General features: G+C 63.3%; 18 protein-coding genes. 12 read left to right on the top strand and 6 right to left on the bottom strand.

The window, feature by feature from the left end; translation table 11 throughout:
- Window positions 1-117 precede the first annotated feature (117 nt).
- Window positions 118-516 (top strand): VOC family protein, encoded by a 399-nt coding sequence (locus C8D72_RS10570; RefSeq protein ID WP_115854359.1) that lies wholly within the window; start codon window positions 118-120, stop codon window positions 514-516.
- Window positions 517-524: 8 nt separating this feature from the next.
- Here C8D72_RS10570 and C8D72_RS10565 read toward each other — a convergent pair whose 3' ends face one another.
- Genes C8D72_RS10565 through C8D72_RS10555 form a run of 3 tightly spaced genes read right to left on the bottom strand, consistent with a single transcriptional unit; the run spans window position 525 to window position 3,013 of the window.
- Entirely contained in the window at window positions 525-968 is a 444-nt protein-coding gene (locus tag C8D72_RS10565) for an MAPEG family protein (RefSeq protein WP_115854358.1), read from the bottom strand.
- Window positions 969-1,017: 49 nt separating this feature from the next.
- Window positions 1,018-1,563: a collagen binding domain-containing protein gene (locus tag C8D72_RS10560; protein WP_115854357.1), complete on the bottom strand. Its 546-nt coding sequence runs from the start codon at window positions 1,561-1,563 to the stop codon at window positions 1,018-1,020.
- Window positions 1,564-1,600: 37 nt separating this feature from the next.
- Window positions 1,601-3,013, bottom strand: a complete 1,413-nt coding sequence (locus C8D72_RS10555) for a sigma-54 interaction domain-containing protein (RefSeq protein ID WP_115854356.1) — start codon at window positions 3,011-3,013, stop codon at window positions 1,601-1,603.
- Window positions 3,014-3,187: 174 nt separating this feature from the next.
- Here C8D72_RS10555 and speB point away from each other — a divergent pair, with 174 nt between their 5' ends.
- From speB to C8D72_RS10520, 7 genes are all read left to right on the top strand, one after another.
- Window positions 3,188-4,141 carry an agmatinase gene (gene speB / locus C8D72_RS10550; protein WP_115854355.1) on the top strand — a complete coding sequence of 318 codons (954 nt, stop codon included), beginning with the start codon at window positions 3,188-3,190 and terminating at the stop codon, window positions 4,139-4,141.
- Between the two features lie 91 nt (window positions 4,142-4,232).
- A complete protein-coding gene (locus C8D72_RS10545) occupies window positions 4,233-5,621 on the top strand; it encodes a sodium:solute symporter family protein (RefSeq protein WP_115854354.1) in 1,389 nt (462 codons plus the stop codon).
- Window positions 5,618-7,216: a 5-guanidino-2-oxopentanoate decarboxylase gene (locus C8D72_RS10540; RefSeq protein WP_115854353.1), complete on the top strand. Its 1,599-nt coding sequence runs from the start codon at window positions 5,618-5,620 to the stop codon at window positions 7,214-7,216. Before C8D72_RS10545 ends, C8D72_RS10540 begins: the two co-directional genes overlap by 4 nt.
- A 38-nt stretch (window positions 7,217-7,254) precedes the next feature.
- Window positions 7,255-8,571, top strand: a complete 1,317-nt coding sequence (locus tag C8D72_RS10535) for a purine-cytosine permease family protein (RefSeq protein WP_115854352.1) — start codon at window positions 7,255-7,257, stop codon at window positions 8,569-8,571.
- The gene (locus tag C8D72_RS10530) at window positions 8,568-9,311 is read left to right on the top strand and encodes an MBL fold metallo-hydrolase (RefSeq protein ID WP_115854351.1); all 744 of its coding nucleotides are present in this window, start codon (window positions 8,568-8,570) and stop codon (window positions 9,309-9,311) included. The genes C8D72_RS10535 and C8D72_RS10530 overlap by 4 nt, the downstream gene beginning before the upstream one ends.
- Window positions 9,312-9,322: 11 nt before the next feature.
- A complete protein-coding gene (locus tag C8D72_RS10525) occupies window positions 9,323-10,774 on the top strand; it encodes an aldehyde dehydrogenase family protein (RefSeq protein ID WP_115854350.1) in 1,452 nt (483 codons plus the stop codon).
- Window positions 10,775-10,858: 84 nt separating this feature from the next.
- A complete protein-coding gene (locus C8D72_RS10520; protein WP_115854349.1) occupies window positions 10,859-11,764 on the top strand; it encodes a DMT family transporter in 906 nt (301 codons plus the stop codon).
- On the opposite strand, the gene C8D72_RS10515 is transcribed toward C8D72_RS10520, so the two are convergent.
- A complete protein-coding gene (locus C8D72_RS10515; RefSeq protein WP_115854348.1) occupies window positions 11,765-12,763 on the bottom strand; it encodes a LacI family DNA-binding transcriptional regulator in 999 nt (332 codons plus the stop codon).
- 177 nt (window positions 12,764-12,940) lie between these two features.
- Here C8D72_RS10515 and C8D72_RS10510 point away from each other — a divergent pair, with 177 nt between their 5' ends.
- From C8D72_RS10510 to C8D72_RS10495, 4 genes are all read left to right on the top strand, one after another.
- Window positions 12,941-14,269: an MFS transporter gene (locus tag C8D72_RS10510; RefSeq protein ID WP_170140568.1), complete on the top strand. Its 1,329-nt coding sequence runs from the start codon at window positions 12,941-12,943 to the stop codon at window positions 14,267-14,269.
- Between the two features lie 45 nt (window positions 14,270-14,314).
- On the top strand, window positions 14,315-16,576 hold the full coding sequence (locus tag C8D72_RS10505; RefSeq protein WP_115854346.1) for a glycoside hydrolase family 3 C-terminal domain-containing protein: 2,262 nt from the start codon (window positions 14,315-14,317) through the stop codon (window positions 16,574-16,576).
- A gap of 82 nt (window positions 16,577-16,658) precedes the next feature.
- On the top strand, window positions 16,659-17,720 hold the full coding sequence (locus C8D72_RS10500; protein ID WP_115854345.1) for a PA0069 family radical SAM protein: 1,062 nt from the start codon (window positions 16,659-16,661) through the stop codon (window positions 17,718-17,720).
- Window positions 17,721-17,750: 30 nt separating this feature from the next.
- A complete protein-coding gene (locus C8D72_RS10495; RefSeq protein WP_211308830.1) occupies window positions 17,751-18,731 on the top strand; it encodes a zinc-dependent alcohol dehydrogenase family protein in 981 nt (326 codons plus the stop codon).
- A 118-nt stretch (window positions 18,732-18,849) separates the two neighbouring features.
- Here C8D72_RS10495 and C8D72_RS10490 read toward each other — a convergent pair whose 3' ends face one another.
- Together C8D72_RS10490 and C8D72_RS10485 are read right to left on the bottom strand one after the other, a co-directional pair.
- Window positions 18,850-19,953, bottom strand: a complete 1,104-nt coding sequence (locus tag C8D72_RS10490; RefSeq protein ID WP_115854344.1) for a Gfo/Idh/MocA family protein — start codon at window positions 19,951-19,953, stop codon at window positions 18,850-18,852.
- Window positions 19,954-20,074: 121 nt separating this feature from the next.
- Window positions 20,075-21,298, bottom strand: coding sequence for a GGDEF domain-containing protein (locus tag C8D72_RS10485; protein WP_115854343.1), 1,224 nt, complete (start codon window positions 21,296-21,298; stop codon window positions 20,075-20,077).
- Window positions 21,299-21,541: the final 243 nt, after the last annotated feature.

Raw genomic sequence — 21,541 nt, 5'->3', positions numbered from 1 at the left:
GTTGATGGTCAGCTGTCAGCCATGACAGCCCATAATGAAAACCGGCGCCCTCGGGCGCCGGTTTTTTTATTACCCTTCAGGATGTGCTGACAACTCAGGGACCAGGGAGATCACCTCATGCCGCCATCACTGGATCGTATCGATCACATTCATGTGTATGTCGCCGACCGCACGGCCGCCGAGCGCTGGTATCAAAGGGTGCTGGGCCTTGAGCGCGTCGCTGCGCTGGCGTTCTGGGCCGATGAACCGGGTGGCCCGCTGATCATCGCTGACAGTACCGGCGCCGTCTGCCTGTCACTGTTTGAGCGCGCCCACGCCCCCTGTCGCTCGACCATTGCGCTGGGCGTCAGTGGCGAGCAGTTTTATCAGTGGCAGAACTGGCTGATGCAAGAGCTCCCCGTACCGCCCCGGCTCGAGGATCACCAGGTGGCGTGGTCTCTCTATTTCAGCGACCCGGACGATAACCCTTTCGAGATCACGACCTACGACCGAGCGATGTCGCCAGTGGGTGCCTGAATAGCCCTTTAGACCGCCCCGGAGGCAAACAGCGTGACCGCCACCGCCCGCAAGGCCAGCCAGACCAGAGCGATGGTCGATACCAGAAACAGGGGAAAGCGCACCGCAACTCGATTGATGGTGGCCTGATAAAGGGAGTGGATGATGCGAAACAGCACATACCCCCAGGCAAACAACACATCCAGAGGACTGGCGCCCATCATGGCCAGAATGATGACCGCCGGATAAAAGATCGTGGGCTGCTCCATCAAATGGGTGTAGTTGTGCGCCTTCCAGTTGGCACGCTCGGGCAGCACCCTTTCCAGGTCCTGACCGCGCCCACCCGGGCGGGCGCTTTTCAGATCACCGCCGGTGTCCTTCATCGCCCTGAAGCGACTGAAGGCCATCCAGAACAGCATGACCAGTGACCACAGGATCAAAACGGCTGCCGGGGCGAGCATGGCGGCTTTCATTGAGGTTCTCCAGGACAGGATGGTTCAACAGGGTTGCAGCGGCGATCTATTATCGACTCAGCGTCACGTTGACCGAGCCGCCCTCCTTCACCCGCACCTGCTTGAGGATGAACGGGCTTCGTCCCTGACCGTTGGGCAGCGCCACGGTGCCGGCCACATAAAAGGTACCCGCCGGGATGCCGGTGGCAGTGAAGTAGCCGTTGGCGTCGGTGGTGGTCATGTGGGTATAGGCCTGCGCGCGCGGGTCGGCCGGCTCAACGCGCTGACCGGCCAGGGCCTTGTCGGCGGCTTCGGCCGAATACTCGGTGGCCGGCGCAATCGAAACCTTCTCACGATTGCCGTAAACGGTCTGTCCCGAGGTCAGCTGATAGGCCAGACGCCCCTTGATGGTCGCAGTACCGGTTTTTGAAAGCGCTGCATAGGTCTCGACCGGGAAGGGCACCTGCCTGGGCACGGTCGCCTCGACCGGACCCTCGCTGGAAAGCCCCGGAATATGTTCAGCGCCCGGAATGTTCTGCGCCATTCGCTGCACGCTTTCACAGCCGGACAGTCCCATCACCAATACGGCACCCGCCCATACCTGCCACTGACGCATTGTCTGTTCCTCGCTTCAATGCATGAAAGGGCCAAGCTTACCGCGACGACACCCGCAAGCCATGCTTTTTAAGCTTGCGCACCGCGCTAGGCTGGCTGATGCCCAGCCGCCGAGCCAGCTCATAGGTGGAAGAAGCACCGCGAACGGCGCGTTCAAGCAGCTCACGCTCCGTACGCAGAAGGGTGGCTGCAAGATTGAACGTGTCACTCTCTGGCAGCGCTTCGGGTTCGAAGTCGCTGGCGACTTCAGCCCCTTTCGACGGTATCAGCCGACAGCTTCTTTCGCGGGTGTCGTCTGCAACATCCATATCACTGGTCAACCAGCTGCGCTCAAGGAAATTTTCCAGCTCACGAACGTTACCGGGCCAGTCATGGCTCATCAGCTGCGCCCAGAGCCGCTCATCAATCACGCGAGTGAGACCGTAGCGTTCGTTGAGTCGACGCATCTGGCGCTCTACCAGCGCCGGAATATCCTCACGTCGCTCGCGCAGGGGCGGCAGATGAACGGGCACCACATTGAGACGGTAATAAAGGTCCAGCCGAAAAGCGCCTTCCTCCACACGATGCTCCAGCGCCTGATTGGTAGCCACGACCAGGCGAAAGTCGAGCCGCCTGGGCAAGGTATCGCCAAGACGCATGACCATACCGTCCTGTAATACTTTGAGCAGCTTGGCCTGCACGGATAGCGGTAGTTCGGCGATCTCGTCAAGAAACAGAGTGCCGCCCTCGGCCTGTTCCATCAGCCCCGGCTTGCCACGTCGGGAGGCCCCGCTGAACGCCCCCGGTGCATAGCCAAAGACTTCCGATTCAAACAGACTTTCAGGGATGGCGCTGCAGTTCACATCGACGAAGGGCCCTTCACGACGCTCGCTCCAGCAGTGTACCTGCCGCGCCAGCGCGGTCTTGCCCACACCGGATTCCCCAGTCAGCAGTACAGTGACCTGCGTATCAGCCACTCTTTTAAGCAGGGCCACCGCATCCTGCATACCACGGCTGCGCACCTCGAATGCCTCAAGTCCCAGGGTTCTGGTCAGGGTATCCGGGTCGCTGCGACGCAACTGATCGTTAAACCGATTAGACAGCAGCGCGTACTCTTCCTGTAGAAGCTGCAGATCCGTCATGTCCCGTGATCGGCTTACGACCCGTACCAGCTCGTCGTGCACAAAGATCGGATGCGCCTCGGCCAGTACCTGTCGACCGGTCAGCGTGGTCTGCATGACCTGTGCCGAGGCGCCACTGGCCAATACCTTCATGGTGACCGAAGGCGAGAACACTCCGCGGGCTTCAAGCGCCTGGGCGCTGGTACTGCGCAGCGCCTGCATCGAGACGCCATAGACCGCACAGGCGCCGGGGCTTGCGTGCAGTATGTCACCGGTGGCGTCAGTGATGACCAGATGATCGTGGGATGATTCCAGCAGGACCTCCAAAAGCGCGCTGTCGATATCGCTCATATCGCCTCCGGTGATTCATGGATGGATCACCATACAACAATGAATCATCATTGACAGGGAAATGATTCATCCGTGCATCAAGGCTGCTTGTAACTGCTTGAATCACGGCCATTGCAGAATTGGCACGATTACTGCAATGAATCAGTACCTGCTACTGGCATTCGAGGATCAACGATGAGCACCAGGAACTTCAATCAGCCACTGGGCGGCAACGAGATGCCCCGCTTTGGTGGCCCGGCCACCATGATGCGCCTGCCCACCCAGGATACCGGTGCTGGGCTGGACGTCGCCTTCATTGGCATTCCGATGGATATTGGCACCTCCAACCGCCCCGGTACCCGTTTCGGTCCGCGCCAGATCCGGGACGAGTCACGCATGCTGCGTCCCTTCAATGTCGCCACCGGCGCGGCGCCTTTCGAGAGTCTTCAGATTGCCGATATCGGTGATGTACCGATCAATACCTTCGATCTCAAAAAAAGCGTCGCGATCATCGAGCACTGGTTCGATGATCTGCTCACCCACGACGTTATACCGCTGACGCTGGGCGGCGATCACACCATTGCCCTGCCGATTCTGCGCGCGATGGCCAAAAAGCATGGTCCGGTGGGCCTGGTACACATCGATGCCCATGCCGACATCAATGAGCAGATGTTCGGTGAAGAAATTGCCCATGGCACGCCCTTTCGCCGCGCAGTCGAGGAGGGGCTGCTGGACTGTCAGCGGGTCGCCCAGATCGGCCTGCGGGGTACCGGCTACGCGCCCGATGAATTTGACTGGGGCCGCCAGCAGGGGTTTCGCGTGGTGCCTGCCGAAGAGTGCTGGCACAAGTCACTCACACCCCTGATGGCCGAGATCCGCGAGAAGGTAGGTGGTGGCCCGGTCTATGTCACCTATGACATCGACAGCCTCGATCCCGCCTACGCGCCGGGCACCGGCACGGTGGAGATCGGTGGCCTGACCATTCCCCAGGCACTGGAGATCATCCGCGGTCTCAGGGGGCTGGATATCGTCGGCTGTGATCTGGTCGAGGTATCGCCGCCCTATGACCCCCATGGGCAGACGGCAGTGGTGGCGGCCAATCTGATGTTTGAGCTGCTCTGCATCCTGCCCGGCGTTCAATACCGCTAGCCCACTATGCCAGTCGGCGCCAGCCATCTGGCAGCAGCCGTACGCCATCACAACAACAAACACCGTCCCCGGGGCGGAAGGATGATTCTGTATGTGGCTCGATCTACTGGTCATTGCGCTCTATGCGCTGGGCATGCTGGCGCTGGGCTGGGTGGGCATGAGGCGTGCCCGCAATCAGGAGGACTATCTGGTGGCCGGCCGTCGGCTGGGACCGGGACTCTATATCGGCACACTCTCGGCGGTCGTGCTCGGCGGCGCCTCCACCGTCGGCACGGTCACGCTGGGCTACACCTATGGCCTTTCGGGCATGTGGCTGTGTGCGGCCCTCGGCCTGGGGCTGATCGTACTGAGTCTGGTACTGGCCGGGCCACTGGCAAAACTGAAGCTCTATACCGTCACCCAGCTACTGGAGCGGCGCTATACGCCGGCGGCGAAAACCGTCAGCTCGGCCGTCATGCTCGCCTATGACCTGATGATCGCAGTGACCTCCACCATTGCCATTGGCACCTTGGTCACCGTGCTGTTTGCAGTACCGGCCTGGGTGGGCGTCCTGGTCGGCGGCAGCATCGTCGTGGTCTATGCCACCATCGGCGGCATGTGGTCGCTGACGCTGACCGATATCGTGCAGTTCGTGATCATGACCATCGGCATGGTGGGCCTGATGCTGCCGCTGACCGTCCACTACGCCGGGGGCTGGAGCGCCCTGATGGAAAGGGCTGATCCGGGCCATTTCTCGCTGACGGGGATCGGCTGGAACACCATCATCACCTACTTCGTAATCTATTTCCTCGGCATTCTGATCGGCCAGGATATCTGGCAGCGGGTGTTTACCGCCCGCTCGGTACGCGTGGCCCGCCTAGCCGGCGCCGGTGCCGGCCTCTACTGCATCGTCTATGGGGTACTTGGTGCCCTGGTCGGCGTGGCGGCCAGCGTACTGCTGCCCGATCTCGACAATGCCGACAATGCCTTCGCCGCCGTTGCCCAGCTGGCGCTGCCCGATGGGATTCGTGGCCTGATCATAGCTGCCGCCATGGCGGCCATGATGTCGACCTCCAGCGCCGGAACCCTGGCCGCCTCGACACTTCTGACTCGCGATCTACTGCCGGTTCTCACCGGTCGCGCGCCGGATGAGCGCCTGTCGACCCACCGTCTGTGTACACTGCTGATCGGGGTACTGACCGTACTGCTGTCCTTGGTGGTCAACGATGTCATTGGCGCGCTGACCATCGCCTACAACCTGCTGGTCGGCGGCATGCTGGTCCCCATCATTGGGGCCATGTTCTGGAAACGCGCCTCCAACGTCGGGGCCATCGCGGCCATGGCCGCCGGCACGGTGGCGGTACTGATGTTCATGTTCAAGGACGGGCTGCTGGCCAATACCCCGGTCTACGCCGGCCTCTTCGCCAGTCTGGTCTGCTTCGTGGCCGGCAGTCTGGCCCGACCCGATCACAGCCGCCCGGTGGCGGAGGCAGGCGCATGAGTCATACTCTGGCACACTGGCTGGTACGGGCGCTGGCGGCGCACGGTATCGATACCGTCTTCGGCATTCCCGGCGTTCATACCATTGAACTCTATCGCGGGCTGGCGGGTGGCGCACTGCGGCATGTCACCCCGCGCCATGAACAGGGCGCTGGTTTCATGGCAGACGGCTACGCGCGCGCCAGCGGCCGGCCGGCGGCCTGTTTCATCATTACCGGCCCGGGCATGACCAACATCGCCACGGCCATGGGGCAGGCACTGGCCGACAGCGTACCGATGCTGGTGATCTCAAGCGTCAACCGGCGCGCCGAGCTTGGCATGGGCGAAGGTCGCCTGCATGAAATGCCCAGCCAGCATGACACGCTGGCCGGTCTCAGCGTCTTCAGCCATACCCTGCTTGACCCTGCCAATCTGCCGCGCGTGCTGGATCGCGCCCTGGCCGTATTCGATACGGCCCGGCCGGGCCCGGTGCATATCAGCATTCCCCGTGACCTGTTCAACGTCACGCTTGAGTCGCCGCTGCCCGCAACGGCGCACCTGTACGCCCCGGCGCCCGACCCGGAGGCCATCGCACAGGCCACTCAATGGCTGAACGAAGCACAGCGACCGCTGCTGCTGCTCGGGGGTGGCTGCGTCAGAAATCCGGAGGCAGCACGCGCGCTGGCCGAGCGACTCGATGCGCCCGTGTTGACCACCATCAACGCACGTGGCGTGCTGGGGCGTAATCATCCACTAGATCTGAGTGCCAATGCCACCTGGCCCGAGGTTCGCGAATTCGCCGCGCAGGCCGATGTCATTCTGGCGATCGGCACCGAGCTGGGCGAGACCGATTATGACGTCACCTTCGACGGCGGCTTCAGGCTGACCGGTCGGCTGATTCGCATCGATATCGACCCCGGGCAGCTCAATGCCAATCATCCACCGGCGCTGGGGCTGGTGGCCGACGCCAGCGCCGCCATGACCAACTTGCTGGCCCGGCTGACCCCGGTCGAGCGTAACGGCGCCGCCATCGTCAGTGCCCTGCACCGTCGCCTGGCGCTGCATGAACGCCCTGACATGGCGCCCTTCGTTCCGCTGTTCGAGATACTGACGCGCGTGCTGCCCGAGGCGATCATCGTGGGTGACTCCACCGCGCCGGTCTATGCCGCCAATCATCTGCTCGCGCGCGGCGCCCCTCGCCGCTTTTTCAATGCCTCCACCGGCTACGGCACGCTGGGCTACGGTCTGCCGGCTGCACTGGGCGCAGCACTGGCACGCCCCGACCTACCGGTGGTGGCACTGGTCGGGGACGGTGGCGTGATGTTTACCCTGGCAGAGCTTGGTGTCGCGCTCGAAGAACAACTGCCGATCATCATCGTGGTCTGGCACAACGCAGGCTTTGAGGAGATCCGCCGCGCCATGGATAGCGCAGGTGTTACACGGCTGGGAGTGGACCCGGTAGCGCCCGACTTTCAGCAGCTGGCCGCCGGATTTGGCATCGCCGCTCTCCGGGTGACCACACCACAGGCGCTGGAAGAAGCGTTGAACAACAGAGCGCTGGATGCACCCTGCCTGATCGAGATCGATGCCGGGCAGTGGCAGGCTGGCCGTGTCTAAACCCGGGTGCCGGCGCTCAACATTACAAGGACAATCGCATGCCCTCTTTCAAAAATTTTTTCGGGCAGGACACGCTGGGCGAGCATCAGCACCGCAGTCTCGGCGCCTTCGGCACACTGGCCCTGTGGCTGGGTGCCAATGTGGTCGTGACCACCATTCTGACCGGCATGCTGCTGGTGCCGGATCTTTCCTTCACTACCGCCATGGGCACCGTCGCTCTGGGTTCGGTGATCGGTGCCATACCGCTTTTGCTGGTGGGACTGATGGGTCAGCGCACCGGCCTGCCCTCCATGGTATTGACCAGGCGCGCCTATGGGCCGCTGGGCAGCCGGCTGATCTCACTGGTCAACATGTGTGTACTGATTGCCTGGAGCTGGATTCAGGCGCTGCTGGCGGGTATGAGCCTTGACTACGCCATTGAGGCCACCAGCGGCTACTCCAATCTGCCCTTGATGACGATTTTGTGCGAAACCGTGGTCGTCATGGTCGTACTGCGCGGACACCTGGGTATTGAGCGCGTCGAACGCTGGGCGGCGCTGGCCATGCTCGTGCTGGCCGGGATCGTGCTTTATCAACTCAATCGCCACTACGAGCTCAGCGCGCTTGTCGAAATACCGGTCGAGTCCCGTAACGCCATTACGCTGGGCATTGCCTTCGATATCGTGATTGCCACCGCGTTTTCGTGGATCTCCTCCTCGGCCGATTACAACCGCAACTGCAAAAGCGGCGCCATCGCCATCTGGGGCACCTGGCTGGGTTACGTTCTGGCGGCATTGATCGCCATGGGGCTGGGGGCTGCCATCTCGGGACTGTCGATCATCAATGGCCTTGAGCAGACCTATGACCCGACCCGCCTGCTGGCCGGCTTCGGTTTCGGGCTGCCCGCAGCGCTGGTCATCTTCTTTTCGGTGATGACAACCAACGTCATGGCGGTCTATAGCGCCACACTCTCGTGCATGAATGTCGCCCCGGGCATGAGTTTCTGGAAGCCGGCACTGATCATCGGTGTTGTCACGGTATTCGGCGCGCTGATTCCCGGTATTCTGGATCAGTTCCAGAACTTTCTGCTGCTGATCGGCGCCCTGTTCATTCCCGCCTTTTCGGTAATGATTGCCGACTACTATCTCGTCGGTCGTGAAGGCTACAACACCGCACTGCTCGATGCTCGACGCCAGCCCGGGCGCCCCACGGCACCCATCGCCATCGGCGCCTATCTGATCGGCGCGGCGCTGGCAGCCTGGTGGACACTGGTGACCCCGCTGCCCTTTGGCGCCTCGCTGCCGGTATTTGTCATCACCGGTGGGCTCTACTGGCTCGGTGTCCGAGTGCTGACGCCTTCGGAGCGTGATACATGACCCATATTGTCCTGCCACGCCGCGACGCTGATCAGTGGTATCGCACCACAACCATGGGCGCAGGCATCACCTGTATCGATGAGCCGGCGATCCGACCCTTTTACCGCTGCAATATCTGGCATGTTCGCGGCCGCGATCGCGATCTGCTGGTGGATTTTGGCCTGGGGGCGGTGCCGCTGCGCCGGCATGTGCCGCAGTTGACCGAGCGCGATCTGCTGGCAGTGGCCAGTCATACTCATTTTGATCACATCGGCGCGGCGCATGAATTTGGCACCTGCCATGTCCACGCGGCCGAGGCCGACATCCTTGCCAGTCCCGACCTTGAGCGCACCCTGGCCGCCGATTTTCTCGACGACGCCATGTTCGAGGCGCTGCCGCCGGCCCCGTTTGAATATCACCGGTATCGCCTCTCTCCGCCCGATCGCATCGCATGTCTAGAAGACGGTGACATGCTGGATCTGGGCGATCGCCGCTTTGAAGTCATCCACACGCCGGGCCATTCGCCGGGCGGCATCGCACTGTGGGAAGCCGCCAGCGCCACCCTGATCTCGGGTGATCTGATCTATGACGGGCCGCTGATCGAAGATACCTGGCACAGCAATCTCGACGACTACGCCGCCAGTATGCGGCGACTACGCGCCCTGCCGGCCCGAACGGTACACGGCGGCCATTTCCCCAGCTTCTCCGGGGAACGGCTGCATGCCCTGATCGAGACATGGCTGCGCGATCACAAGGCCTGAGGAGTAGCCATATGGAGAAGTTGACCCATCAGTTTATCGCCAACAAGTGGGTGCCCATTGCCGGCCAGCGCCGTCTTGATGTCATCAACCCCTTCGATGAAACCAGACTGGCCATCCTGACCGGAGGCGACGCGGCAGATGTTGATGACGCCGTCAGAGCCGCCCGCGCAGCACTGCCCGGCTGGCGGGCGCTGGGCGGGCGCCAGCGAGGTGAGTGGTTGATGCGCATTGCCGATGCCCTGGCACACCGGCGTGAAGCCCTGATGCACTGTTCATCGATCAATAACGGCAAGGTGCTGGCCGAAGCAGCCATCGATCTTGACGATGCCATCGCCTGCTATCGCTACTACGCCACTCAGGCCGGCGATCTCGAGGCACGTCAGGGGCGCCCTGTCGAGGCCACCATGGCCGGGGTCAGCGCATTCGAATATGAAATGCCGGTGGGCGTGGCCGGCCTGATCACGCCCTGGAACTTTCCACTGGTGACCAGTGCCTGGAAAATCGCCCCGGCACTGGCTGCCGGCTGCACGGTGGTCTTCAAACCTTCCGAGGTGACACCGCTCCCCGAGCTGGCGCTGGCAGACATTGCGCTGGAAATCGACCTGCCCGCCGGGGTGTTCAATCTGCTGCTCGGTGATGGTGAAGGCATCGGCGCACCGCTGGCCCGTCATCCGGGCATCGACAAGCTCTCCTTTACCGGCAGCAACGGTGTGGGGGAGGCCATTATGCGAGAGGCGGCCGCCGGCACCCGCAATCTGTCACTTGAGCTGGGCGGCAAGTCCCCCATCGTGGTGCTGGAGGATGCCGACCCCGAACAGGCCGCCGACTGGATCATGGCAGGGCTTTACTTCAACGCCGGGCAGATCTGCTCGGCCACGTCACGCCTGATTGTCGACCAGCGTGTGGTCGAGCCGGTACTGGCGGCGCTGAGCGCGCGTATTGATGCGTTGTCTGTTGGCGATCCACTGGATGCGCATACGACCATGGGGCCCCTGGCCAGCGCTGCACAGCGCGAACGAGTGCGCGGCTATCTTGCCCGGGCAAAGGAGGAAGGTTTAATCGCCGTACGTGATGAACACCATCGAACACTTCCCGAGCACGGCTTTTTCGTTGCCCCGGTGCTCTATCGGGATGTGCCTGCTGACAGTGCGCTCTGGCGCGAGGAGATTTTCGGACCGGTGCTGTGTGCCCATACCGTGAGCAATGAGCAGGACGCCGTGGCGCTGGCCAACGACAGCGATTTCGGTCTTGCCGCTACCGTGATCAGTGGCGATGCCGAGCGCGCCCGGCGCCTGGGTGCCGAACTCGAGGCGGGCATTGTCTGGTTCAATACCGAGCAGCTGGTCCTGCCGAACATCAGCTGGGGCGGCATGAAACGCAGCGGCATCGGACGGGAGCTGGGCCCACAGGGACTGGCCGCCTATCTTGAGCTCAAGCATGTGGTGGGACCATCAGGTGACTGATGTGTCGCGGTAACACCCTGCTAGAATGAAAACGTCCCGCCCGGCATCACATCAGGCGGGGCGTCTTTTCATTCGGGAGCTGCCGTGCCTCTTCGCGATTTCTATCTGGTGCTGGCCGTCATCCTGATCTGGGCGTTCAACAACATCATGATCAAGCTGGGCCTGGTCGAGATGCCGCCGCTTTTGATGACAACCCTGCGCTTTACGCTGGTAGCACTCTTGATCGTGCCCTTTACCCGGATTACCCGCGTGCAGCTGCCGCTGGTGCTGAAGCTGGCCGCCAGTTTCGGTCTGATGCATTTTGGTTTCCTGTTTATCGGGCTCAACTACGCCGAAGCCGGCACCGGGGCGCTGCTGGTACAGCTGGGGACGCCCTTTGCCACCATCCTGGCGGCCATCTTTTTGAAGGAGCGCCTGCGCCTCAAACCTGCCATCGGCATGCTGGTGTCCTTTTCCGGTGTCGTGGTGCTGGCCGGTGGCCCCACTCTGCCGGGGCCGCTGGCGCTGACGCTGCTGCTGTTGAGTGCGCTGGGCTGGGCGATCACCAATCTACTGGTCAAGACAGGCCCGGAGATCGAGCCGTTGACGATGGCCGGCTGGCTGTCGATGTTTGCCATCCCGCTGGTCGGGACAGGCTCACTTTTGTTTGAACAGCATCAGTGGACGGCGATGATGGAGGCCGGCTGGCGGGGCTGGGGCGCGGTAATCTACAGCGCGGTGATGTCCTCGATCATCGCCTATGGCCTGTGGAATACCCTGCTGCGGCGCCATTCGGTGGCACGCCTCATTCCACTGTCGCTTCTGACTCCGGCGGTCGTGGTACTGCTGGGCGTTTTAATGCTTGGTGAGAGCATGGCACTCAACAAGCTGATGGGCGGCGCACTGGTGGTGGGTGGCATTGCGATCATCAATCTGAGGCGTTCCCGGCGCGTACCGGTCAGTGCCGGGCCTGGCGCTGCCAGTACCACGCAGGCGCCAAAAGAGAAGTAGTCAGCCCCCCGGGGCGGCCACTGTTTCCCGCTCGATCAGTGTCGGCATGAAAGGCGTCGAGGGCGGCAGCGTAGCGCCCTCGATCAGTGCCAGCAGTCGCTCGGCGGCGGCCTGCGCCATCTCCTCGAGCGGCGCATGAACGGTCGTCAGAGCCGGTACCACATGGCGCGCGCAGGCCTCATCGTCATAGCCGATCAATGAGATGGTCTGCGGCATCGAGATCCTTCGCGCCCGCAGGGCCGCCATGGCGCCCAGCGCCATGTCATCGTTGCCGGCCACCACGGCCGTGACCGCCGCCTCGCGGGCCAGCAGGGTTGCCATGCCCTGCTCGCCGCTGCGCTCGGTAAAATCACCCTCGATGATGGCGTGCTCATCCGTCTCGATCCCCTCCTCGCGCAGGGCCCGTCGATAGCCGGCCAGTCGCTCGGCCGCGTCCTGCTGTTTCAGCGGACCGGTCAGACAGGCGATACGTCGATGGCCCTGCTCCAGCAGATGGCGGGTGGCCAGGTAGCCGCCGCACTCGTTGTCCAGATGGATACAGTGTTCGGCGATCTCCGGCACCCGCCGGTTGAACACCACCAGCGGTGTGGTGGCCGCAAGTCCAGCAAGCGTTGCGTTGGAGAGCGCATCGGCGTGCACGATCAGCCCGTCACAGCGCCGCCCGAGCAGGAAGTCTACCGCCTCCTGCTCGCGCCCGGCCTCGCCGCCGCCACTGGCCACCAGCAGGGAAACATTGGCCCGTCGCAGCGCCGCCTCAAGCGTCATCATCACCCGACCCATGAAGGGACCGCCCAGATGCGAGATGACCAGCCCCACACCATTCAGCCGGTTGGAGGCCAGCGAGCGCGCAAAGACATTGGGGGCGTACCCCAGCGCCTTGATGACGGCTTCGACGCGGGCCCTTGTCTCGGCATTGACCCGTACCTCCCCCTTCATGACGCGGGATACCGTGGCAGGAGAGACGCCGGCGCGGGCGGCAACCTCACGAATGGTAGGCATGACGACATCCTTTTGGTTGTGGGCTCACTTGACCAGATGCTGCGCGTGACGGCAAGCGCAGCGTCTGCCTGCCCGTATGGTCGCCATCCATCAATTTAATCCAATGTCGCATAGTGAGATGGCCCTCGACAGACCATCATGAAACCGGTTTCACGAACACGGGATGACAATGAGGGCATGCCAATGCTGGGAGTGCAGGAGAAGCTGAGCTATGGACTGGGCGACTTTGCCAGTGCCTTCACCTGGGCCTCGCTGTCGCTGTATCTGATGTATTTCTATACCGATGTGTTCGGCATCAGCCCGGCGCTGGTGGGCACCCTTTTTCTGGTCACCCGACTGTGGGACGCCGTGACCGACCCGGCCGTGGGCCTGCTGGCCGATCGCACCCGTACCCGCTTTGGTCGCCTGCGTCCCTATCTGCTCTTCTTCTCACTGCCGCTGGGGGCAATGCTGGCGCTGACTTTTACCACACCGGCGTTGAGCGAGACCGGACGCGTCATCTACGCCTTTGCGACCTACATCGCGCTGATGGGGCTCTATACGCTGGTCAATATCCCCTACTCGGCGCTGCCGGTGTCGATGACCACCGACAACGACGAGCGCCGCCAGCTGACCAACTACCGCATGCTGCTCTCCTACATCGCCTTTGTGCTGATCAGCTACGCCACGCTGCCGCTGGTCGAGTTGCTGGGCGACGGTGACGAGCAGCGCGGTTTTGCACTGACCTACACCCTCTATGGCGTGATCACCTTTGTCGTTTTTCTGATCACTTTCCGGGGCGTGCGCGAGCGCTATGTCGAGGGCGACAGCGCCAGCAATCCGTTAAAAAGCTTCGCCCACATCGGCCGGGCCCGGCCGTTCTGGATCATGTTCGCCACCAGCATCCTGGTCTTCACCCTGATGCTGATGCCGGATTCGGCAGCCATCTACTTCTTCAAGTACTACGTCGGCGAGGCGTCCTCGGTGTCACTGTTTCTGGCCATGGGCTACGCCAGCATGGTGGTGGGAGTGATCGTCAATCAACTGATCATGCGGCGTTTTTGCAAGCGCCGCGTCATGATCGGCGCCAATCTGGCCTACGCCATCGCCCTGGCGAGCTTTTTCGTGGCGGCCGACCTGGGCCAGCCGTTCTACTTTGCCGCCTTCATGGCTGCCAAGTTCATCAACGGCATCATCGCCCCGACCATGTGGGCCATGGTGGGCGATATTGCCGATTACGTGGAGTACAAAAGCGGGCACCGCGCCACCGGCACCACCACCAGTGCCGTGACCTTCAGCCAGAAGTTCGGCATGAGCATCGGTGGCCTGCTGACCGGCGTGCTCTTCAGCACCTACGGCTATACCCCCAATACCGAGCAGAGCGACACCGTGCTGGTGCTGATCAAATCCATGATGAGCGTCCTGCCGGCCCTTGGTGCGCTGGGCGTGGCGGCGCTGATGCTGATCTACCCGCTGGGGGATCGCCGCATGGCCGAGATCCGCACGGCCAAGCCCACGGCGGCGTAGCGCATCCACATCTCCCAATTATCCGACCGACGAGGAAGCAATATCATGCGCAATCTGAAAAGCCTGATCGAACAGATGACGCTGGAGGAGAAGGCCGGCCTGTGCTCGGGCGATAGCTTCTGGCGCACGAAGGCCATCGAGCGCCTGGACATTCCCGCGATCAATCTCTCCGACGGACCCCACGGGCTGCGTGCCCAGGGTGAGGATCAGGACCACCTTGGGGTGAACGAGAGCAAACCGGCCACCTGCTTCCCTACGGCCGCCGGCCTTGCCAGCTCCTGGAGTGTGGCGCTGCTCGAACAGCTTGGCGCCGCGCTGGGGGATGAGGCTCAGGCCGAAGGGCTGCACGTGGTGCTGGGGCCGGGCGCCAACATCAAGCGCTCGCCGCTGTGCGGGCGCAATTTCGAGTACTTCTCCGAGGATCCGCTGCTCTCCTCGCACCTGGCGGCGGCCCATATTCGCGGCACCCAGTCGCGCGGGGTGGGCAGCTCGCTCAAGCACTTCGCCGCCAACAACCAGGAGCATCGCCGCATGTCGGTGGATGCGCGAGTCGATGAGCGCACCCTGCGCGAGATCTATCTGGCAAGCTTTGAGTACGCCGTGAAGGAGACGCAGCCCTGGACGGTGATGTGCGCCTACAACCGGCTCAACGGCGAGTACTGCAGCGAACACCGTCGGCTTTTGACCGATATTCTGCGCAACGAGTGGGGCTTTGAAGGCTATGTGGTCTCTGACTGGGCCGCGGTCAACGAGCGCGTGGCGGGGCTGGCCGCCGGCATGGAACTCGAGATGCCCGCTTCCGGCGGTGAACGCGACGCCCAGATCGTCGCCGCCGTGCAGAACGGCCAGCTGGAAGAGGCGGTGCTGGATGTTGCCGTCGAGCGGCTGCTGCGTATCACCTTCAAGGCCGTTGATGCCCGCCTTGAAAACGCCTCGTTCGACGCCGAGGACCACCACCAGCTGGCCCGGCGTATTGCCCGTGAGAGCATGGTGCTGCTGCAAAACGATGGCACCCTGCCGCTGTCCAACGAGCATCGCGTGGCCGTGATCGGCGAATTTGCCGAGCGCCCGCGCTATCAGGGTGGCGGCAGCTCACACGTCAACGCCACCCGCGTCGAGCCGCTGCTGGAGGCACTCGAGACCCGGGGCGCGAGCTTTGACTATACCAAAGGCTTCGAGATCGACCGCGATGCGCCCGACCGTCAGCTCGAACAGAAAGCCGCCCAGCGCGCGCGCGATGCAGACGTTGCCGTGCTGTGTCTGGGGCTGCCCGACCGTCACGAGTCGGAAGGCTATGACCGCACCCATCTGAATCTGCCGGCCAATCAGCTCGCCCTGATCGAGGCGGTCACTGCCGCCCAGCCCAACACCGTGGTGGTGCTGGCCAACGGCGCGCCAATCGTGATGCCCTGGGCCGGGCAGGTCAGCGCCATTTTAGAGGGCTATCTGGGCGGCCAGGCGGTCGGCGCGGCGCTGGCCGATCTGCTCTATGGCGAGGTCTCACCCAGCGGCAAGCTGGCCGAAACCTTCCCGCAGCGCCTTGAGGACAACCCGGTCCATCTCAACTTCCCCGGCGAAGGCGATGTGGTGCGCTACGGCGAGGGCATTTTTGTAGGCTATCGCTACCACGATACCCAGGACGTCGCACCGCTTTTCCCCTTCGGTCACGGCCTGAGCTACAGCCGCTTTGACTACGCCAACCTGACGCTTTCCGATGACACCTTCAGCGGTGATGGCCGGCTCACGGTCAGTCTCGATGTCACCAACAGCGGTGACTGTGAGGCCAGCGAGATCGTACAGCTCTACCTGAGTGATCAAACGCAGACCGTGCCGGTGGCGGCGCAGGCCCTGCGCGGTTTTGACCGGGTAACGCTTGCCCCGGGCGCGACCGCCCGGGTCGAGATGACGCTCGCACGTCGGGATTTCTGCTGGTACGACGCCGAGCGCGCCGACTGGCGTCTGCCCACCGGCGCCTTCGAGGTTCGCATCGGCGCCTCCTCGCGCGATATTCGCCTGAGCCGGTCCATCGAGGTACACGTTGACGAGACGCCGCTGCCGGCGATCGGTCGCAACACCCTGCTGGGCGATCTGCAAACGCATGAGGGCGCTGCTCGGGTACTGCGCGAGCATCTTGCCGACCTCGCCGAGGAGCTGCCCATGCTCAATAGTCTGATGGACAAGGGCGGCGATAATGATCTGATGGACGCCATGGGTCGCTACCTGCCGCTGCGCGCCCTGATCTCGTTTTCGAGCTTCACCGAGGCACGTCTTGACGCCCTGCTGAAGGATCTGAAAGCGCTGGCGTAACCTTTTGTACGCCCGCCAATGATGGCTTGGGTTCTCCCTGCAATAACTGTATATTTAAACAGTACTCAGGGAGGATACCGGCATGTCAGGTGGATCCATTATCGGCCGCGGTGCCAGCGGCAATCTGCATCACCGCTTCGATCGCAACCGGATCGAGGCGGTCGATGACGGCTGGTGGCAGGAGGATGCACCTGCCAGTCACGCCACCGAGGTGCGCCTGGAGCACAGCCGAACAGCGATATCGCGCAACCAGTCGCCGGACATGCCCTTTTCAAGCTCGCTCAACCCCTACCGGGGCTGTGAGCACGGCTGCATCTACTGCTTTGCCCGCCCCTCCCATGCGTACTGGGATCTCTCCCCGGGCCTTGATTTCGAAACGCGCCTGATCGCACGCACCAATCTGCCGACCCTGCTGGCCGAGGAGCTCGCCCGCCCCGGCTATGTCTGCGAGCCCCTGGCACTGGGCGCCAATACCGACCCCTATCAGCCCATCGAGCGCCGGCACCAATTGAGCCGACAGCTGCTTGAGGTACTGCTGCGCCATCGCCATCCGCTCACCATCACCACCCGCAGTGCGCTGATCCTGCGCGATCTTGATCTGCTCACCGAGCTGGCCCGCGAGCGGCTGGTGCGGGTCTTTATCAGCTTCACCACGCTGGACAGTGATCTCAAGCGGATCATGGAGCCGCGAGCGGCCTCTCCAAAGGCGCGGTTGAAGGTCATTCGCACCCTGCGCGAGGCGGACGTGCCGGTCGGTATTATCACCGCGCCGATGATTCCCATGATCAACGACATGGCACTGGAAAAACTGCTGCAGGCCGGCCGCGATGCCGGCGCTACCAGCGCCGGCTATACCCTGCTGCGTCTGCCCCATGAGGTGCGCCCGCTGTTCGAGCAGTGGCTGTCGGAACATTTCCCCGACCGGGCCGGGCACGTCATGAGCCTGATCCGCCAGTCACGCGGCGGTCGCGATTACGACAGCCGCTTCGGCCATCGCCTGCGCGGCGAGGGCCCCTTCGCCGATCTGCTCGCCCAGCGCTTTCGGCTGGCCATTCGCCGCCTCGGGCTCAATCGACGCCGCGAGGAAGAGCAGCTTGATATCACGCGATTTGCGCCGCCTCACCAGCAGATCGATCTGTTTTAGCCACAACAATTCAAAAGGAGGAGACCCGACATGAACGCTGCCATCGCCCATGCCGACCTGCCGCTTGACATGCAAAGCCCCGCGCTGCGCTATCACCGCTTTGGCTCACCGCTGGAGGTGCTGCATCTGGAACCGAAGCCCGATGGAGCGCTGCCGCAGGAGCAGCTGCGCGTGCGCATGACCTGCGCGCCCATCAACCCTTCGGATCTGATCCCGATTGCCGGCGTTTATCGCCATCGGATCGCACCGCCGCTGGTGGCCGGTCATGAAGGGGTGGGCGTGGTCATTCAGGCGCATGGTGCGTGGCGCGCGCTCGAGGGACGACGGGTGCTGCCGCTGCGTGGTCCCGGCACCTGGCAGCAGACGCTGGACTGCGACCCACGCCTGGTCGTGCCCGTGCCCGACGACATCCCTGATCATGTCGCCGCTCGCGCCTGGATCAATCCGATGACCGCCATGGCCATGCTGGGGCGCTGGCCGGTCGAGGGATGCGATGTGCTCCTGACGGCGGCGGGCTCGAACTGCGCGCGGCTACTGGCGCAGTGGGCGCTGTGCTGCGGGGCGCGCTCTGTGACCGGCATCTGTCGCAGCACCCATCACCGCGACGCGCTGACCAGCATGGGCGTGCAGGTGCTGGACCAGGACGATCACGCTGCCATCGATGCCGCGGCCGCCCGCGCCGGGCGCATTTTTGATGCCACCGGCGGACGGCTGGCCGACCGACTGCTGACCCACATGCCCTCCGAGGGGATATTTGTAACCTACGGAGCACTCTCCGGCGTGCCCATCAGCTCCCGGCGCATGAGTGGGCGCGTGCGCCACTTCCATCTGCGTGACCATATCAAGGGGCTGGATCGTGACGAGTGGCAAAGCAGCTTTGAAACCCTCTGGGCGCTGCTGCGCGACATCGATATGCCGCCGGTGCGGCACTTCAGGCTCGCCGAGTGGCGCCAGGCGCTGATCTGGCACGACAGCCGCCCGGACATAAAGTCCATGCTGACGCTCTCCTGATTCTGCCCTGACGCCGTCTGCCTTTCTTTCAGGAAGCGTCGGCATGAAAGCGCCGGTATAAAAAAGGGCCGCCCCTGTTGGGCGGCCCTTTTGCGATCACACACGTTACCGGGATGACTCAGTCACCGCTGATGGTCTCGACGCTGACCACCTCGGGTGGCTCGACCGGCGTGAGGCGTCGCACCTGATCCGAGCGGATACGATCACGATACTCGAGCGGCTCGATCGACTGCGGCTGACCGGTTTTAAGCGCCTGCTCGATGGCTTCCAGAATGCGCACATCGCGCAGCCCTTCCGTGCCATCGGCCTCGGGTGCGATGTCATTGAGAATGCAGTGGGAGAAGTAGTCGGTCTGGCCGCCAAACTGCTCCACCGGTCCCGGCGAATGGGCCGTGGTCTCGCCGTCAACGCTCAGATCGTAGTCGATCGACACGCCAGGACCGAACATGTAGCTGGGCCTTGCGAACAGCGCGCCGCGCTCGCCCACGACCGACAGATGGTTGTGGCCGCTGGTGGCATAGCTGACGAAGAACTGGGCCAGCCGCCCCTCGGCAAAGCGCAGGCTGACGGTCACGCTGTCATCGCAGGTGTAGTCGCGCCCCGGCGTATTGTCGCTCATCGCGCTGACCTCGACCGGCTCGGCGCCGAACAGATGACGCACCGCGTTGATCGGATAGGCGCCCATGTCGGGGACGGGGCCTGCCCAGTAGCCGTGCAGGGCGCGATGGTTTCTGGGATTGAGATCCTGGGTGAGCTGAGAGGAGAACGACCGCGGGGCGCCGATGGTGCCCTCACGCATGTGCTGGATCATCTCCAGCGTGCCCGGCTCGTGGTGCAGTCGGTAGGCGATCATCAGCTTCGCGTTGCCCCGCTCGGCCGCCTCGATCATCGCCTCACAGTCCTCGACGCTGGTCGCCATCGGCTTTTCCAGCAGGACATGGATGCCCACTTCCAGCGCCGGCACAGTGTCTTGGCGGTGGCGAAAGTTGGGCGTGGCGACATAGACGGCATCGATCTCGCCGGAGTTCAAAAGCGTCTCGTAATCCTCATAGCCGTAAACCCTGAGGTTATAGCGCTTGCCCAGCACCTCGGCCTTTTTCGGATCGCCGGTGACCAGTGCGGTCATCTCCGAGTGGTCGCTGGCCGCGATGCCCGGCATGAACGCGCCCTGTGAAATCTCCCCACCGCCGAGGACGGCGTAGCGCACCTTTCCCTGTGCCATATGACCTCCTGCTGATCCATGAATAAAAACGATGCCTAAAGCCTGGCGCAACCTTACGGTGCTGTCAGGCAGGCCGGCGATATTCATCATGGGGGCCACCACGGCCCCTCGGCAGGCAGTTTCAGCCGGTGCGACAGGCCTCGGCATTCGGCCGGGGCAGATCATGAATCACCACCCGGTTGCGCCCGGCGGCCTTGGCGCGATAGAGCGCGGCATCGGCGGTCTCGAAAAGCGTCGGGATGTCAGCCCTGTCCCGCAGCCCCAGCACCACGCCGACACTGACGGTGACCACGTCGGCCGTACTGCTGTCACAGTGCGCCAGCGCCAGGCGCTGCACGCTGGCGCGCAGACGCTCCGCGTAGAGCTCAATCTCCTCCGACGAAATACCGGTGACAGCGATAATGAACTCCTCGCCGCCGAGTCGACCGGCACGCCCGACCGGCCCTGCCGCCTCGGCCAGCGCCTGTGCCACGCGCCGCAGCGCCCGGTCCCCGGCGGCATGCCCGTAGTGATCGTTATAAAGTTTGAAGTGGTCGATATCGACCATGGCGATGGCTACCAGAGCGTCCGGTCCTACCCGGCCCAGGTCACTGGCGAGCGCGGCATGAAACCCTCGACGATTGGCAATATCCGTCAGGGGGTCCAGCGCCGCCAGACGACTGAGCATGTCACGCTGCTCGGCCAGCTGGCGCTTGCGGCTCTCCTCGCGCTCGATGAGCAGAAAGTGCCGGCGGCGCTCGTTTTCCAGTGTCCGGTTGGCAAACAGCGCCGGCCCGACGATCACGATGGCGGTCATCAGATTGTGTAACTGCAGGATCGGTAACTGAATGGGCCCGAAGGCGATCGCCAGCGCCTGGACCAGCATCACGGTAATGGCCAGCACCATTACCAGACGCACAGGCAGCGCCATGCTGATCACCATCGCCATCAGCGCAGCATAACTGGCAAAAACGAACCCCAAGGCGTTGGCGGAGTCGGAGCGCGTAACCAGAAACGCCAGCAGGGAGACTGCGAGCAGGTGAAAACCGCAGGTAACGACCTGCTGCACCATCAGCGAGCTGCGCACATGATGCAGCCAGTAGAGCACTGCAAGCCCGAGGGGCAGCATGATGGCAAAGCGAAAGGTCAGGGCCAGCCAGACCTGGTCGGGCACGGTAAACCAGTCTCCTGCTGCAAAGGCCAGATAAAACCCCAGCCCGATGAGCACGGACATCGACAGGGCATGGCGACGCATCGCCTGCGTTTGGGCGGCAAAGGCGCCCATTCGCCCGGGGGGTATTGCGACCCGTCCCAGCCAGCCCCTGCCCTCCAGCGCCCGATCCAGTTCGGTGGCCTCTTCCTGCATGGTGGACTCCCTTGTCCGCGGCACCGGCTTGCACTTGTTCGGGTAATTCGCCACTGCCACGAGGGTATGCCATGACCTCCCTGACAAGCCCCCATCCTGCTACCGGCCGGCGCGTCAGGTGGGCCTGACAGTGCTTATCGACCGCAGAGAGGCCCGCTTGAGGATCCCATGCCATCTCCAGAGCGCCAGTGTCATCCACATCGCTTGCAGAAAAGTGACCCATGAGGCCACATGGGGAAAAGC

The organism is Kushneria indalinina DSM 14324 (assembly GCF_003385845.1).
Classification (GTDB): domain Bacteria; phylum Pseudomonadota; class Gammaproteobacteria; order Pseudomonadales; family Halomonadaceae; genus Kushneria; species Kushneria indalinina.
The sequence above is the reverse complement of the archived record's forward strand: the minus strand, read 5'-3'. Positions and strand labels throughout refer to the sequence as shown.